Origin of the sequence: Spongiactinospora sp. 9N601, assembly GCF_044326295.1 — a bacterium.
Lineage (GTDB): Bacteria > Actinomycetota > Actinomycetes > Streptosporangiales > Streptosporangiaceae > Spongiactinospora > Spongiactinospora gelatinilytica.
Window position 1 is genome coordinate 194,303 of the sequence record NZ_JBIRBB010000008.1, and the last position, 13,502, is coordinate 207,804.

Genomic DNA, 13,502 nt, shown 5'->3' on the forward strand with positions numbered 1-13,502 from the left:
TCGCCGAGGCGGATTTCAGGGCGGGCCGAGCACGTCCACCGTCATCGCCGCCGCCCTGGAGACCGAACCCGACCCGGTTCCGGCCACGCCCGAAGACGCGATCCGCGTCGTCGCGCTGGGGCTGGTGATCGCCCGCCTGACCGTGCCCGCCATCGCCGGCCCCACGGCCGGCCGGATCGGCGACGTGGCCGAGCTGACCGACGCCGCCGTCGCCACGGCGACCGTCCTGGCCGTGGCGGTGGCGGTGTCGTCGACGCTGCGTCCCACGCTGCGGGCCGTGCGTACGGCGACCGTCACGGCGCTGACCGCCACCGCGCAGCGGCACCGCCCCTGGCTCACCGCGCTGTCCGCGCTGCTGCCCACGCCGAACGCCTGGTCACCGGCCAGAACCCGGCCTCCGACCGCGGCGTCGCGCAAGCGGTCGTCGAGGCATTGCCGCGCGTCTCCGCGGCTCGAAGTGAAGCGCGGCTGGGCCGGCAGTCGGGCGTACTCCACCGGTGTCTGATGAGTGGACAGGCTGTCCAGGAAGGCGGCGGCGCGGTGGTGGGACGGCGGCTGTGCGAAACAAGATCATGACCGGGGTACGGGTATGCGGGGAACGGGGTGTGGGGTGCGGACGATGTTCGCCACCACGCATTCCAGGCGCTCGCGATCGTCAGGGGCGATCTCCCCGATCAGCTCCTCGACCTGCGCGGTGACCATGCGGTGTGCCGCGTGGGCGATCTCCCTGCCCTGCCCGGTCAGCTCGATGCCGCAAGCGCGGCGGTCACGCTGGTCGCGGATCCGGACCACCACGCCGCGCCGTTCGGCCCGATCGACGAGCCCGGTCATGCTGGATTTCTCCAGCCCCAGCGCCCGGCTCATCTCGGTCATGCCCGTCGAGCCGCCCAGCAGCATGCACAGCAGTTGGATCTGCTGCGGAGTCAGCTCGAATTCCTTGCTGACCTCGGCGTAGACCCGGCTCACCAGATGTGCGAGCCGTACCAGCGCGGTGGCCAGCCTGGTGTCTTCCATGCCCGCATCCTAATTGACGGTAGTTGGTATTGCGAACTAATGTGCTTCGCGCTGCGAACTATACGTATAACGAACTAGGGCAGGTCAGTGAAGAGTGCCAACGCGACGTTGTTCGCCCTTGTCACCTCGGTCTTCAGCTACGCGCTCATGCAGACGATGGTCGTCCCCGCGGTCGGCCTGCTGCAGCGCGAACTCGACACCACGCCCGGCTGGGCCTCGTGGATCATCAGCGGGTTCCTGCTGTCCAGCGCCGTGCTGACCCCGCTGCTCGGCCGGATGGGCGACCTGTACGGCAAGCGCCGGGTGTTGCTCGCCGTACTGATCACCTATCTCGCCGGTATGGCCGGGGCCACGGCCGCCCAGGACATCGGGCAACTGATCGCGGCCAGAGTCGTCCAGGGTGCGGCGCTCGCGCTGGTGCCGCTGTCCATGGCCATCCTGCGCGAGACGATGCCGCGCGAGCGGATGACGTTCGCGTTCGGGCTGATCTCCGGGATCGTCGGCGCGGGTGCCGGCGCGGGTCTGGTGGTCGGCGGGCTGCTCGCCGACCACCTGTCATGGCGCTGGCTGTTCGGGCTCGGCGCGCTGCTCGCCCTGGTCAGCCTGCTGCTGGTGGCCCGATCCGTACCGGCGAGCACGCACACCGCGCAAGGCAGGCTCGACTTCCCCGGCGCCGTCCTGCTCGGTACCGGCCTGGTCGCCCTGCTGCTGGCACTCACCCAGGGCCGGGGCTGGACCGCGGTCGTGCTCGGGGTGGCCGCGCCGGCCTTGTTCGTCGTCCTGCTCCTGGTTGAGCGGCGCAGGGACGACGCGTTGATCGATGTGGCCGAGCTGGCCGACCGGCCGATGCTGGCCACGCACGCTCTGGCGTTCCTCTTCGGCGCAGCGTCGTACTTCTTCTACCTGGCCCTGCCCGCGTACGCCCAGCTCGAACCGGGACCGGCCGGGATCGGCTTCGGTGCGACGGTCACCGTGTCCGGCCTGCTAATGCTGCCCGGAGCGCTGATCCTGCTGCCCACGGGCACGGCGGTGGGCAGGTTGGCCGAGCGGTTCGGCCCGCGCTGGCCGGCGGTCCTCGGGTTCGCGGTGGCCGTCGCGGGTTCCGCACTGCTCGCCCTGGCCCACGCCTCGATGTGGGAGCACCTGATCTTCTACACCGTGGTGGGCGCGGGATCGGGCCTGGTCATGGCCTCGCTGCCGAAGCTGATCGGCGACCTGGTCCCGCTCACCAGGACCGGCGTGGCCAACGGGCTCAACAACATCGCCCGCACGGTCGGCGGCGTCGTGGGCAGCGGCCTGGCCACCGCCGTACTGAACAGCGGCTACACCGACGCGGCCTTCACCACTCTGTTCTGGCTGGCCGCCGCGACCAGCATGCTCGGCGTCGCGGTCGCCCCCTTCGCCGTACGGAACGCCCACGGGAGGGAACATGAGCGTGTTCAGCAAGCAAGAGCTTGACTACCTGACCGGCGAACGGCCTCTGGCGCACAAACTGGGCCGGTTGGCCACGATCGGCACGGACGGCATGCCGCATGTCGTGCCGGTGGGCTGGTCGCTCGGCCCGGACGCCGAGACCGTCCACGTCAACGGGCGCGACAACGCCGCGTCGAAGAAGTTCCGCGACGTGGCCGCGTCCGGGGTCGCGGCACTGGTGATCGACGACGTGCTGCCACCGTGGCTGCCACGCGGCGTCGAGATCCGCGGCCGCGCGACGACCGTGGGCGACACGATCGTCATTCACCCGACCCGGGTGGTGAGCTGGGGGATGGAGATCCATGACTGACTACGGACACGACCTGCTGTTCAGCGCCAACCTCATCCCGTCGAGCGAGCATCCCGACACGGTGGTGGCACTGGCCGAGCTCGCCGAGCAGGCCGGCCTCGACCTGGTGACCTTCCAGGACCACCCCTATCAGCCGACGTTCCTGGACACCTGGACGCTGCTCAGCTACGTGGCCGCGCGGACCAGCACGATCCGGCTGGCGGGCAACGTGCATCCGCTGCCGCTGCGGCCACCGGCCATGCTGGCGCAGAGCGCGGCCAGTCTCGACCTGCTCAGCGGCGGGCGGTTCGAACTCGCCCTGGGCGCCGGCGGTTTCCAGGACGCGATCGCGGCCATGGGCGGGCCACGCCGTGCCCCCGGCCAGGCGGTCGCCGCACTTGAGGAGGCCATCGCGATCATCCGGGCCGTGTGGGACCCGCCTGGCGAGGTGTTCTTCGAGGGCGAGCACTACCAGGTCACCGGGATGAGGCGCGGACCGCGCCCCGCCCACGAGATCGGCGTCTGGGTGGGCGGTTACCGGCCGCGGATGCTGGAACTGATCGGCCGTGCCGCGGACGGCTGGCTGCCCTCGCTGCCCCACCTGGGCGAACTCGACGCGCTTAGGCGCGGCAACGCCGTCATCGATGAGGCCGCCGAACGCACCGGCCGCAAGCCTTCCGACATCAGGCGGCTGCTCAACCTGGGCGAGGAACTGCCGGCCGAGCAACTGGCCGAGGTGGCACTGGTCCACGGGACCAGCGGGTTCACACTCATGACCATGGACCCGGGCCGGATCAGGCGGTTCGGCGAGGAGGTGGCACCCGCCGTACGCGAGCTCGTGGCAAAGGAGCGGGCACCGGATGTCCCCCGACTGGGCCTTGATTTGTTCCAGGGCGGGCCGGTCATCCAAGATGGAACCACTGGCACAGAGCCCTTAACGATCACAGAGCGTCGCAGCCCATGACCACGAGGGCCTGTGCCCGCCTGGCTGCCGGGTTATTCCACACCGCCGATCTGCGCGAGCTCCTAGAGGATGGCGCTGGTGGTGGGCTGGGTGACGAAGGCAGCGATGTCGCCAATGCCGGGCTGGTAGCCGTCACTGGTGTCGACTGTGAGTAGCGGGACATCCATCCGGATATCGACGAAGTCATCCAGGGAGTGGCGGCCCGCGGCGATGGCGTCGAGGAGATCTTGATCGGCGTGCGCGGCGCGGTGGGGATCGAGACCCGCGCGGGCGGTGGCCGCCTCGATGGTGCAGCGGATGATCCGCAGGTCGGCGTGGGTGGTGAGTGGTCGCAGGTGGGGTGTCCAGAGCCGGTCCTGGAAGGCGGCCTCGGCCACCGTGGTGACCCCCGACCTCACCAAGGTCTCAAGGACGCCGAAGAAGGCGCGAAGGGCGGAGAGGTTGAGGGGGTCGTCTCCGCCTGCCTGGTATCCAGGATCGGCCAAGACCATGCCCTGCTTGATCTCGTCACGGATCACTGCCGGGCAACCGACCTCGCGGGCGATCCTGTGGGCGAGGGTGGTCTTGCCTGTTCGGGGCGGGCCGCTGACGACGGCCAGCACCGGCTTTCCGGTGGTGGTCATATCGGATCCTCCCCCATCTCGCAGTTCACGCCCGAGGTATGTGGCCATGTGCCCTGGTGGGCGACGCCTGCCTGCCGGTTCCTCGCTGTCGTCCGAACCGTCCAACACAGCGGCCGGGTGTGCGTTCATGGCCACGGCCACGGCGCGGCTCACCGCGTCATCCGGTACGGCGCGCGGCCTCGCGGACGAGGGCGGCGTTGCCGGACGCCGGCCGGCCGTCGGGGCCGAGCAGGGTGTCCTCCAGGCCGATCCTGGTCGCGAGGTTCCGGCGGCCGGCTTCTGTGACGAGCGGCCAGGCCGCCGCTCCCTCGCCGTGCAACAGCCGGGCGCCCGGTACGGCCAGTTCGTCCAGCCGGGCGAGGACGGCCGCCGCGCGGGAGAGAGCCGCAGCGGCGGGCAGGTCGATCATCTCGACGAGAACGCGCACCATTTGCCCGGCCAGGCCGGACCGGGCCAGCGCCACGGCATCGCCCGGTGACCACACTCCCGCTTCGACCAGCTCGGCCCAGCCGGGAACGGTGGACCAGCGCATCCGCAGCCTCCCCTGCCACGCCGGAGCCAGGGGAAGCCTGCGAGATCGTCAAGCATCATCCCAGGTCAACAGGGGTACGGTTAGTAACCGTTGGGGTGTGGCGCGCATGGGGTTCGTGGGGGGCTTGCTGCCTTGACGTTGTCTGTGGCGATCGGCCTGGTCCCGGTCATGGCAGTGAAGGTCGTGCTGCTGGTCCTGCTCGGCGAAGGACTGGGCGGGCTGCCAGCGTGACCTGGTTCGCCGCCGGCATGCGAGGGCCGCTGAGGTGGCCCCAGGAGATCACCGCAGGCGTCACGCTGGCGGCGCTGGCCATCCCGCTCAACATCGGCTACGCCCAGATCGCCGGGCTGCCGCCGGTCGCCGGCCTGTACGCGGCCATCGTCCCGATGCTGATGTTCGCGCTGCTGTGCTCCTCGCGCCAGCTGGTGGCCAGCCCCGACGCGCCCATCGCCGCGCTCATCGCGTCCCTCCTGGTCGCGATCGCCGCCCGGCCGGGCAGCCCTCAGTACGTCGAGCTGGCCTACGCCCAGGCGCTCGTCTGCGCGGTGGTGTTCCTGCTGTTCTACGCCTTCAAGCTGGGCTTCCTGGCGAACTTCCTGTCCGAGCCGGTCCTGGTCGGCTTCATCGCCGGGCTGGCGGTGGAGATCCTGACCAGCCAGGCCGAGAAGATCCTCGGCATCCACACCACCGCCGAGCGGTTCTTCCCCGAACTGTGGGAGATCATCACCCAGATCCCGCGAGCGCACCCGTGGAGCGTCGTCATCGGGGTCGCGACCATGCTGGCGGTCGTCGCGCTGCGCCGGCTTGCCCCCGCGCTGCCGGGCCCGCTGATCGCACTGGTGGCCGCCACGGCGGTGGTGGCCTGGGCCGGGCTCGACACCCAAGGCGTGTCGGTCCTCGGCCACGTCCCCTCCGGACTGCCGGTCCCGCACTGGCCGTCCATCACCCTGGGCCAGTGGGCCGCGCTCATCCCCGGCGCCATCGCCATCTGCGCCGTCACCCTGGCCGACGGCCTGCTCACCGCCCGCCGCTACGCCGAACAACATCACTACCGGCTCGACGCCGACACCGAGTTGCGCGCCTTCGGCCTGGCCAACATCGCCGCCGGGCTCACCCAGTCGATGACCATCGGCTCCAGCGCCTCGCGCACCGCCGCCATGGACGCCGCCGGCTCCCGCTCCCAGATTCCCAGCGCGCTCTGCGCGATCGTGGTCGCCGTCCTGGTCGGCCTCTTCTCCGGCGTGCTGGCCTACCTGCCCAACACCGCCCTGGCCGCGATCGTCGCCGTCGCCGTCGTCCGGCTCATCGACGTGCGCAAACTGGCCGGGCTGTGGCGGCTGCGCCGCTCGGAGTTCTGGATCGCCGTGGTCTGCCTGCTCGGTGTGCCCGTGCTCGGCTCGCTGACCGCCGTCATCATCGCCTTCCTGTTGTCGGCCGTCGATGTGGTACGGCGCGCCTCCCGGCCCAGTACCGCCACCCTCGCACCAGGCGACCACGGCCGCTACATCCGCGGCCCCGCCGGCGGCGCGCTGGTCGTGTACCGCTTTGAGAGCCAGCTCTTCTTCGCCAACGCCGGCACCTTCAAGAGCGAGATCATCCACCTGGCCGCCCAGGGGGCACAGTGGATCGTCCTGGACGCCGAGGCCATCACCGACGTCGACACCACCGGCGCGGCGGCCCTGCGCGAAACCGCCGACGCGCTCCGCGAACGCGGTGTCACCTTCGTCGTCTCCCGCGCCACCACGCCCTTGCGCCACCTGCTGGCCCACTACGGCCTGACCGACCTCGTCCACTACGACTCCAACGAGGCCGCGGCCGCCGCCTACCAGGAGGAAGATCATGGGTGAGGCGTTCGCCGACATGCTGCCCTACACGGTGGGCCTGATCGTCTCCCCGTTTCCGGTCGTGGCCGTCATCGCCCTGCTGATCAGCGCGAACGGCCGCGCCAAGGCCCTGCTGTTCGAGACCACCTGGCTGATCATGAGCTGGGTCGTGCTGGTCGTTCTCATCATGCTGCTGGGCGCCGTCGGCGCCACCGGACATGACAGACCGATCTGGGTGGCCTGGCTCGCCCTGGTCATCGGCGTGCTCCTGCTGGCGATGGCCTTCGCCGGCATCCGCCGGGCCGCCCACCGCAGACAGGGCAAGGCCCCTGAGGTGCCTCGCTGGATCGCCGCGATGGACACGATGACGACTCCCAAGATCATCGGGGTGGCGGGGCTGCTCACCGTGGCCAACCCAGTCAACCTCGCCTCCCTGGCCGGGGGCGCCCTCGCCGTCGCCCACGAGCCCCTGCCCCTCGGCCGGCGGCTCATCCTTGCCGCGGTGTTCGTCGTCATCGGCAGCATCGGCGTGCTCGCCCCCTACGCCACCGCGCTCAGCGCAGGCGGAGACCGGCGGCTCCAGCGGATGCGCGGCTGGCTGGTCCAGCACAACGGCGCCCTCACCCTGCTGCTGATCCTGGTCTTCGCCCTGCTGTTCCTCGCCAAGGGCCTGCGCGCCCTGCTCTCCTAGGGTTACGGCGTCACGATGGCGAATGCGGGATCCGGGTCTTCCAGGACGGTGATCAGGCGGCCCAGAAAGTCCATGTCGCCCTCGTGCTCAATGCCGTCGGCCGACTGGCCGGTGAGCAGACCGAGCAACTGCTGCTTGGTGAGCGTGAGCGTCAGGTCCACCGGGCGTGGCGGCGGGTCGGCCTGGTGGATGAGGGCGCCGTTGGACAGCGTGGTGCGGTGGCGCTGGTCCAGGTCCGTCAAGTGCCAGTCGATGGCCAGGCTCTCGTTCCACGCCTTGGGGCCGTCGACGCGGATGGCCAGGGAGTCGAAGACCTGCTCGATGGTCAGGGCCGCGATCATCTCGGGTGAGGTGGTGTCGAGGTTGGCGGGTACCACGTCACCGGTCAACTCCAGCGCGCCGACCAGGTAGAAGTTGCGCCAGGTGCCGTTCTCGGCACCCTGGCCGAGCCGGGTGTACACCTCGGCAAGCATCTCGCGCGCCTGCCGGTCGTGCTCATCGGCGAAGACCGCGTGATTGAGCAGCGACGCGGCAAACCGCAGATCGCCGTCGTCGATGTAGCGGCGGGCATGGTCCAGTACGGCATCGCGCCCGCCCATGCACGCGAGGTACCGGCGGGCCAGCTCGACCGGCGGATGCTCCCACAGGTGGGCCGGGTTGCCGTCGAACCAGCCGAGGTAGCGCTGGTAGACGGCCTTGACGTTGTGGCTGACCGAACCGTAGTAGCCGTGGGTGTGCCAGGCCTGTTCCAGGGCGGGCGGCATCCGGATGGCCTCGGCGATCTCGGCGCCGGTCATGCCCTGGTTCAGCATCCGCAGCGTCTGGTCGTGGATGTAGGCGTACAGGTCGCGCTGCTGGGTCAGGAAGGTCACCAGTTCGTCCTCGCCCCAGGTCGGCCAGTGGTGCGAGGCGAAGACCACGTCGGCCTGGCCGGCGAACAGGGTGATCGCCTCGGTCAGGTAGCGCGACCAGATGCGGGCGTCGCGGACCACGGCTCCGCGCAGGGTGAGGATGTTGTGCAGGTTGTGGGTGGCGTTCTCGGCCATGCACAGCGCCCGGCGGGCGGGGATGAGGAAGTTCATCTCCGCCGGGGCCTCGGTGCCCGGGGTGAGCTGGAAGATGATCTGCACCCCGTCGATGGTCTCCTGCTGCCCGGTGCGGGTGATGTCCCGGGTGGGCGGGATGAGGGAGATCGTCCCGGTCGAGGTGGTCAGGCCGAGGCCGGTACCGATCTGCCCCTGCGGCGACCGGGGCAGGGCCGGGCCGTACATGTACGTGGCCCGGCGGTTCATCGCGGTGCCCGCGTAGACGTTCTCGCTGACGGCGTGCTCCATGAACCCGGCCGGGGCCAGGATCGGCACGTCGCCGTCGGTGACGCCACGTACCCCGCCGAAGTGGTCGGCGTGCGAGTGCGTGTAGATCACCGCCATGACCGGCCGCTTCCCCCGATGCTCCCGGTAGAGCCCCAGCCCGGCCGCCGCGCACTCGACCGACAGCAGCGGATCGACCACGATGACGCCGTCGTCGCCCTCGATCAACGTCATGTTCGACAGGTCCAGGCCGCGCACCTGGTAGATGCCGCCGGTCACCTCGTACAGGCCCTGCCGGGCGCACAACTGCCCCTGCCGCCACAGGCTGGGATGCGCGGTGTCCGGGCACTCCCCCGCAAGAAACCCGTAAGAGTCGCTGTCCCACACGACACGGCCGCCGGCCGTGACCACCGCGGGATCGAGCGCGGCCACGAATCCACGGTCGGCGGCCTCGAAGTCCGCCCGATCACCAAAGGGAAGATCTGCCATAATTCCGGCCTTCCCGCCGGCGGCCCCGGCCCGCCACCACCAGGCGCTACCCTCACCCGCCCGTGACCATGTCTTTGACAGCGTCAGCGAGGCCGCGCAAAAGCGCACCACCCCGCGGCCTACGACAGGCCGGGCTATCGCCACCTGGAGTTCGACATCCCCCCGCCGCTCGGCCCAAGCTGACGTTCGCGGCCTGCTGATCACGGCGATCCGCAACAAGGAGTCCGGGCCCCAGGACTTGGCGCCGCCGCTCCCGGCCCCGCATCGAACACAAGGGGCGGCTGCTCATGCTGACCGACGCCCCCGGCGTCATCGGCTGTGAGGGCCCGAAGTCCTCGATGGCCCAAGGCAGTGGCCGGCCCGGGGACGGCCGGCTCCAACTGCTCCAGGTCCATTGCCCGGCTGAGAACCCCGCGCACGAGACAGGCTCCGACCGCCGGATCCAGCCGGGCGAGCAGTGATCGTCGCCACCGCGCCGCCGAAGGCCCGAGCCTGCCCTGATGTCAGCCCGATGCCGGACCAAAGCGCCCTTCGGTCCGGCATCGGACACCGTGGCGGCCAGGACAGGATCAACTCCCCTTGAGGGGACCCGGCTCGCGGGTGAAGCTGGTGAAGGACGTTCCCCCGGCAGGGTGGCCGAGTCCCGGCAGTGAGGTCGCCGCTCTGTCCCATCACCGGCGGAAGGCGGAACCGGCGATGAAGGCCCCGCTCGTCTCCTGCGCATCGCAGCACGCCAAGCCGGACCAGGCACTCTATCCCGATGCGCCGAACCTGGAAGGTCCGGAAACCGGGAAAGCCGCGTGGGGTGCGCCCGCCGGCGGGGCGTCCCAGGGCCGGGGCGTGGCCATCGCCCTGCTGGGGCCGGGCGAGGTGCCCCCGGATGGGGCGAAGATCACCATCGCTGGGGCCGCGCCGCTGCCGGCACCCTGTGCACCAACCGGGAGGCGTGTGCCCTTTCGCGGCCCCTGCCGGGTGCAGACGGCAACGCCGGACGTGCCGGCGTGTGGATGACCGAGAACCCATCCGCCGTTCCGGGGCGGTGGAAATCCGATGCCGGCGGCTCTGGCCGCTGGGAAGGGAGCTTGCGATGTCGTTACCGTCACAACAGAGCGGTCACCTGCGTGCGGCTGCTTCGTCCGACCCGCCGCCGGACGAGATCACGATCAACGGCGAGAAGGCGGAGGTGATCTCCCGGGGCTCTGGGTTCGTCACGATCGCCTCGAACGCCGGGCAGATCGAGATCTCGGTCGAGACGCACTGGTGGGGTTTCACGATCCACCTCAACCAGCCCGCGGTGGACGTGCTCACCGAGGTCGTGGGCGCGATCATGGATGTCGTCTGCAAGATCTTCCCGAAGGAGTTCGCCTGGACGATCGAACTGGTGGTCAAGATCAAGACGGCCTGGATCAAGGCGGTGGCCAGCGGTGAGGGGTGCAAGGTCATCTCGCCGTGGGTGGTGCCACTGATGCTCGTCCCCAGGGACGAGGTCCCTAAAGACGACACACGGCTGTGGTGGGCGGTTTATCAGAGCGGCTCGGGATGGGGCGAGGACTCCATCGTCGATGACAATGTCCGATCGAACCACGGGCCGGCCGCCACCATCCACGGCGACCGGATCTACGTCGCCTACGCTGCCGACACCGACGAAACGGGCATGGACCAGGCGCCGATGTACTGGACGTGCTACACCCCCGACAACGGATGGGCCGAACACCAGAGGCTGGGCGACGCCTACAGCTTCGACGCTCCGTCACTGGCATCCTTCAACGGCAAGCTGTACTGCGTGCACAGGGGCGCCGACGATGGGCACGGCGGGCAGGACGACCGCACCTACTACACCACACTGAACGACAACGGCAGCTGGTCCAGCCGAGTTCCGTGCGGTACCGCGACCACCACGTCGAACGTGACCTCGGTGGTGTACGGAGGGCGGCTGTACCGGTTCGTCGCCGACTATCACAACAAGATCACCGTCAGTTCCACCGCCGACGGCCACACCTGGACGTCGGACTCCGAGGTCGGCGACTTGCACGGTGACGTCCCCCCGGCCGTGGTGGTCTACCACGACCAGATCCACATGGTCGATTACGACTGGGGCGACCAACTGCGCCACTGGACCTCCAGCGACGGCTCGAACTGGCACCAGGTGGCCACCATCCCCTTCCGAACCATCGCCAGCCCCGCCCTCGTCGTCTACGACGGCAAAATCCACATGGTGCTCCGCGGCAGCGGCGAAGACCTCTCCCTCTACATGAACATCTACGACGGCACCTCCTGGGGTACCACCCAGAAACTGCCCGACCACGAAAGCGAGGACGTACCCGCCCCGGTCAACTACATCGCCCCCAACGCCGACGAGGCCACCGACCCTCAGGCCGACACCGTCCAGATCCTGCTCATCCACCGTGGCCGAGGCCGCCACTGAACCGTCACGATCGCAGGATCGGGGTGCCAGAGGAGGACTTCGCCGCGCTGATCGCCGGACTGGCCGCCTTCCGCAACGATCGACTGGACCGCCAACCCTCCGATCGCGCGCCGGCCAAGGCCGCCGGGGTGCGGCCGACGACGATCGGAAACTGGCTGGGCGGTGAGCAGTTCCCTCAGGCGATCGATCCGCTGCTGGAGTTGGTACGGGCCGTGCGGGCGCACGCCGCCAGGGCCGGGCTGGCCGGGTCCCCGGCGCTGGCGCACCTGGCCGATGAACAGCGGCCTCGGGGAACATCGGTACAGCGGTTAACGCTAAGCCGGTGATCTTGGTCAGGCCGGGGCTTCGTAGGCGCTGACGCGGTTCGCGTACTCGCGGCGGGCCTTGCGCTGGGCCGGGACCGCCGCGGTGCCGTCGGGGGGCTGGCAGAGGTCGAGGAGTCGCCGGTGGATCGCGGGGACGGCGGTGACGCGCAGGGGGTGGCCCTGGCCGCGCCGTACGGTCACGCCCTGGTCGAGTGCGGCGCGCTCGGCGGGCTCCAGCGCGGCGGCACGGAGGAAGTCGGCGACCTTGCCCGGCATGTCGAGGACGACCGGCAGTTCTTCTTCCTCGATGCGTTCGATCGCGATGTGATCGCGCAGTCCCGGGCTGATTCGCACCGCTGGTCGCGGGGGCCTGCTGGATTTCACCCTGTCAGCTCCTTCGGTATCCACCTTCCGGTATCCGGCAGCTCCTCGAAACTGGCGAGCCGGGCGCCGCGCCTGACGCAGCACCGGATTCCGGTCGCCGGCGCAACACCCATCAGCAACGGCCAGCTCCTCGGCCGGTCTTGTCGACGTGCGGCCCGCGTGGGGCGCTGGTGACCTGGTGGTCGGCAACACTGAGCGGGCCACAGGCCCGACAGTGCGGCGGTCATTTCCCGGAACCACCTGGCTGTCGGGTCGCTCACAACCGGCGCGTACCGGAAGATCTTCGAAAGAAATCCGGGCGGCGGTGTCGGATCGGGGTGGTGGTGTTCGTGGCATGGGTGAGAGGCCGCCCACGAGGGGCCGCCCAAGGAGGAGGGAACCGCGATCATGAAACTGACGACTATCACGCACGTCACTGTCGATGGCGTGATGCAGGGACTCGGCGGGCCGGACGAGGACCGCACGGGCGGATTCGAGCGGGGCGGCTGGGCCTTGCCGCTGTTCGACGACGAGGTTCAGACGTTCCTCGGCCAGGCCTTCCAGCGCGCCGACGGGTTCCTGTTCGGCCGGCGGACCTACCAGATCTTCGAACGCTCGTGGGGAACCGGCTCCTGGGGGGCAGAGCAGGGCAACAACCCGATCTCAGTGGCAGTGAACACGCGGCCCAAGTACGTGGCATCGACCACGCTCACCGACCCGCAATGGGCGGACACGACCGTCCTGTCCGGTGACATCGCGGCCGCCATCGGCGAGCTGAAGACCAAGCCGTCCGGTGAGCTGCAGGTGCACGGCAGCGGCAACCTGGTCCGCTGGCTGCTGGACAACCAGCTGGTCGACGAGATCACCCTGCTCACCTATCCCGTGGTCGTCGGCCAGGGCACACGGCTGTTCCCCGCCACCGGCCCGGACACAGCACTGGACCTGGTCGACTCGCGAGCCACCTCGAATGGCGTGACGATCCAGGTCTACCGGCCCAGCGGGCGCCCGCAGTACGCGACCGCCACCACGACCTAAGTGGCGCAGTCAGCGAGAGTCAATCATGGATGGGTGCGGGTTGCAGCGTGGACAGCTGGGGCCTGGTAGCCGGGCCCTTCGACCCATCGCCGCGAGCGCCGTCCCTGCTCCGTCAGTCGAGGGCAGGGACGGCGTTCTTCACATCCGGGGTCCAGGCTGCGAATCA

At 69.8% G+C, this 13,502-nt stretch carries 15 protein-coding genes; 10 read left to right on the forward strand and 5 right to left on the reverse strand.

The annotated features are described in order from the left end of the window. Nucleotides 1–124 precede the first annotated feature (124 nt). A complete protein-coding gene (locus ACH34R_RS20780) occupies nt 125–505 on the forward strand; it encodes a hypothetical protein (protein ID WP_397563111.1) in 381 nt (126 codons plus the stop codon). Between the two features lie 65 nt (nt 506–570). Here ACH34R_RS20780 and ACH34R_RS20785 read toward each other — a convergent pair whose 3' ends face one another. Next, on the reverse strand, nt 571–1,014 hold the full coding sequence (locus tag ACH34R_RS20785; RefSeq protein WP_397563112.1) for a MarR family winged helix-turn-helix transcriptional regulator: 444 nt from the start codon (nt 1,012–1,014) through the stop codon (nt 571–573). A gap of 87 nt (nt 1,015–1,101) precedes the next feature. On the opposite strand from ACH34R_RS20785, the gene ACH34R_RS20790 reads away from it, so the two are divergent. The 3 genes from ACH34R_RS20790 to ACH34R_RS20800 are packed head-to-tail and all read left to right on the forward strand — an operon-like array spanning nt 1,102 to nt 3,740. After that, nucleotides 1,102–2,472 carry an MFS transporter gene (locus ACH34R_RS20790; protein WP_397563113.1) on the forward strand — a complete coding sequence of 457 codons (1,371 nt, stop codon included), beginning with the start codon at nt 1,102–1,104 and terminating at the stop codon, nt 2,470–2,472. Further along, complete coding sequence (locus ACH34R_RS20795) at nt 2,444–2,797, forward strand: PPOX class F420-dependent oxidoreductase (RefSeq protein ID WP_397563114.1); 354 nt, start codon at nt 2,444–2,446, stop codon at nt 2,795–2,797. Before ACH34R_RS20790 ends, ACH34R_RS20795 begins: the two co-directional genes overlap by 29 nt. Then, complete coding sequence (locus tag ACH34R_RS20800; RefSeq protein ID WP_397563115.1) at nt 2,790–3,740, forward strand: LLM class flavin-dependent oxidoreductase; 951 nt, start codon at nt 2,790–2,792, stop codon at nt 3,738–3,740. The genes ACH34R_RS20795 and ACH34R_RS20800 overlap by 8 nt, the downstream gene beginning before the upstream one ends. A 62-nt stretch (nt 3,741–3,802) precedes the next feature. Here ACH34R_RS20800 and ACH34R_RS20805 read toward each other — a convergent pair whose 3' ends face one another. Together ACH34R_RS20805 and ACH34R_RS20810 are read right to left on the reverse strand one after the other, a co-directional pair. After that, nucleotides 3,803–4,363: an AAA family ATPase gene (locus ACH34R_RS20805; RefSeq protein ID WP_397563116.1), complete on the reverse strand. Its 561-nt coding sequence runs from the start codon at nt 4,361–4,363 to the stop codon at nt 3,803–3,805. Between the two features lie 157 nt (nt 4,364–4,520). Next, a complete protein-coding gene (locus tag ACH34R_RS20810) occupies nt 4,521–4,895 on the reverse strand; it encodes a 3-keto-5-aminohexanoate cleavage protein (RefSeq protein WP_397563117.1) in 375 nt (124 codons plus the stop codon). 227 nt (nt 4,896–5,122) lie between these two features. Between ACH34R_RS20810 and ACH34R_RS20815 the strand changes: the two genes are divergently transcribed. Both ACH34R_RS20815 and ACH34R_RS20820 read left to right on the forward strand, forming a co-directional pair. Next, the gene (locus ACH34R_RS20815; RefSeq protein ID WP_397563118.1) at nt 5,123–6,742 is read left to right on the forward strand and encodes a SulP family inorganic anion transporter; all 1,620 of its coding nucleotides are present in this window, start codon (nt 5,123–5,125) and stop codon (nt 6,740–6,742) included. After that, complete coding sequence (locus ACH34R_RS20820) at nt 6,735–7,409, forward strand: GAP family protein (RefSeq protein ID WP_397563119.1); 675 nt, start codon at nt 6,735–6,737, stop codon at nt 7,407–7,409. Before ACH34R_RS20815 ends, ACH34R_RS20820 begins: the two co-directional genes overlap by 8 nt. Before the next feature lie 2 nt (nt 7,410–7,411). Here ACH34R_RS20820 and ACH34R_RS20825 read toward each other — a convergent pair whose 3' ends face one another. Further along, on the reverse strand, nt 7,412–9,208 hold the full coding sequence (locus ACH34R_RS20825; RefSeq protein ID WP_397563120.1) for an alkyl/aryl-sulfatase: 1,797 nt from the start codon (nt 9,206–9,208) through the stop codon (nt 7,412–7,414). A gap of 287 nt (nt 9,209–9,495) precedes the next feature. On the opposite strand from ACH34R_RS20825, the gene ACH34R_RS20830 reads away from it, so the two are divergent. The 3 genes from ACH34R_RS20830 (at nt 9,496) to ACH34R_RS20840 (ending at nt 11,959) form a co-directional block, all read left to right on the forward strand. Further along, entirely contained in the window at nt 9,496–9,669 is a 174-nt protein-coding gene (locus ACH34R_RS20830; protein WP_397563121.1) for a hypothetical protein, read from the forward strand. Nucleotides 9,670–10,295: 626 nt separating this feature from the next. After that, complete coding sequence (locus ACH34R_RS20835; RefSeq protein ID WP_397563122.1) at nt 10,296–11,633, forward strand: hypothetical protein; 1,338 nt, start codon at nt 10,296–10,298, stop codon at nt 11,631–11,633. Nucleotides 11,634–11,656: 23 nt separating this feature from the next. Beyond that, nucleotides 11,657–11,959: a hypothetical protein gene (locus ACH34R_RS20840; RefSeq protein ID WP_397563123.1), complete on the forward strand. Its 303-nt coding sequence runs from the start codon at nt 11,657–11,659 to the stop codon at nt 11,957–11,959. 6 nt (nt 11,960–11,965) lie between these two features. Here the strand turns inward: ACH34R_RS20840 and ACH34R_RS20845 are convergent, their stop codons facing one another. Continuing rightward, the gene (locus ACH34R_RS20845) at nt 11,966–12,322 is read right to left on the reverse strand and encodes a hypothetical protein (protein ID WP_397563124.1); all 357 of its coding nucleotides are present in this window, start codon (nt 12,320–12,322) and stop codon (nt 11,966–11,968) included. Between the two features lie 387 nt (nt 12,323–12,709). On the opposite strand from ACH34R_RS20845, the gene ACH34R_RS20850 reads away from it, so the two are divergent. Beyond that, on the forward strand, nt 12,710–13,336 hold the full coding sequence (locus ACH34R_RS20850) for a dihydrofolate reductase family protein (protein WP_397563125.1): 627 nt from the start codon (nt 12,710–12,712) through the stop codon (nt 13,334–13,336). The last annotated feature ends 166 nt before the right edge of the window (nt 13,337–13,502 follow it).

Excerpts from the sequence above, each read along its gene's own strand:
- ACH34R_RS20785 (WP_397563112.1), bottom strand. The coding sequence starts at position 1,014 with ATGGAAGACACCAGGCTGGCCACCGCGCTGGTACGGCTCGCACATCTG.
- ACH34R_RS20795 (WP_397563114.1), top strand. The coding sequence starts at position 2,444 with ATGAGCGTGTTCAGCAAGCAAGAGCTTGACTACCTGACCGGCGAACGG.
- ACH34R_RS20800 (WP_397563115.1), top strand. The coding sequence starts at position 2,790 with ATGACTGACTACGGACACGACCTGCTGTTCAGCGCCAACCTCATCCCG.
- ACH34R_RS20805 (WP_397563116.1), bottom strand. The coding sequence starts at position 4,363 with ATGACCACCACCGGAAAGCCGGTGCTGGCCGTCGTCAGCGGCCCGCCC.
- ACH34R_RS20810 (WP_397563117.1), bottom strand. The coding sequence starts at position 4,895 with ATGCGCTGGTCCACCGTTCCCGGCTGGGCCGAGCTGGTCGAAGCGGGA.
- ACH34R_RS20820 (WP_397563119.1), top strand. The coding sequence starts at position 6,735 with ATGGGTGAGGCGTTCGCCGACATGCTGCCCTACACGGTGGGCCTGATC.
- ACH34R_RS20825 (WP_397563120.1), bottom strand. The coding sequence starts at position 9,208 with ATGGCAGATCTTCCCTTTGGTGATCGGGCGGACTTCGAGGCCGCCGAC.
- ACH34R_RS20830 (WP_397563121.1), top strand. The coding sequence starts at position 9,496 with ATGCTGACCGACGCCCCCGGCGTCATCGGCTGTGAGGGCCCGAAGTCC.
- ACH34R_RS20835 (WP_397563122.1), top strand. The coding sequence starts at position 10,296 with ATGTCGTTACCGTCACAACAGAGCGGTCACCTGCGTGCGGCTGCTTCG.
- ACH34R_RS20850 (WP_397563125.1), top strand. The coding sequence starts at position 12,710 with ATGAAACTGACGACTATCACGCACGTCACTGTCGATGGCGTGATGCAG.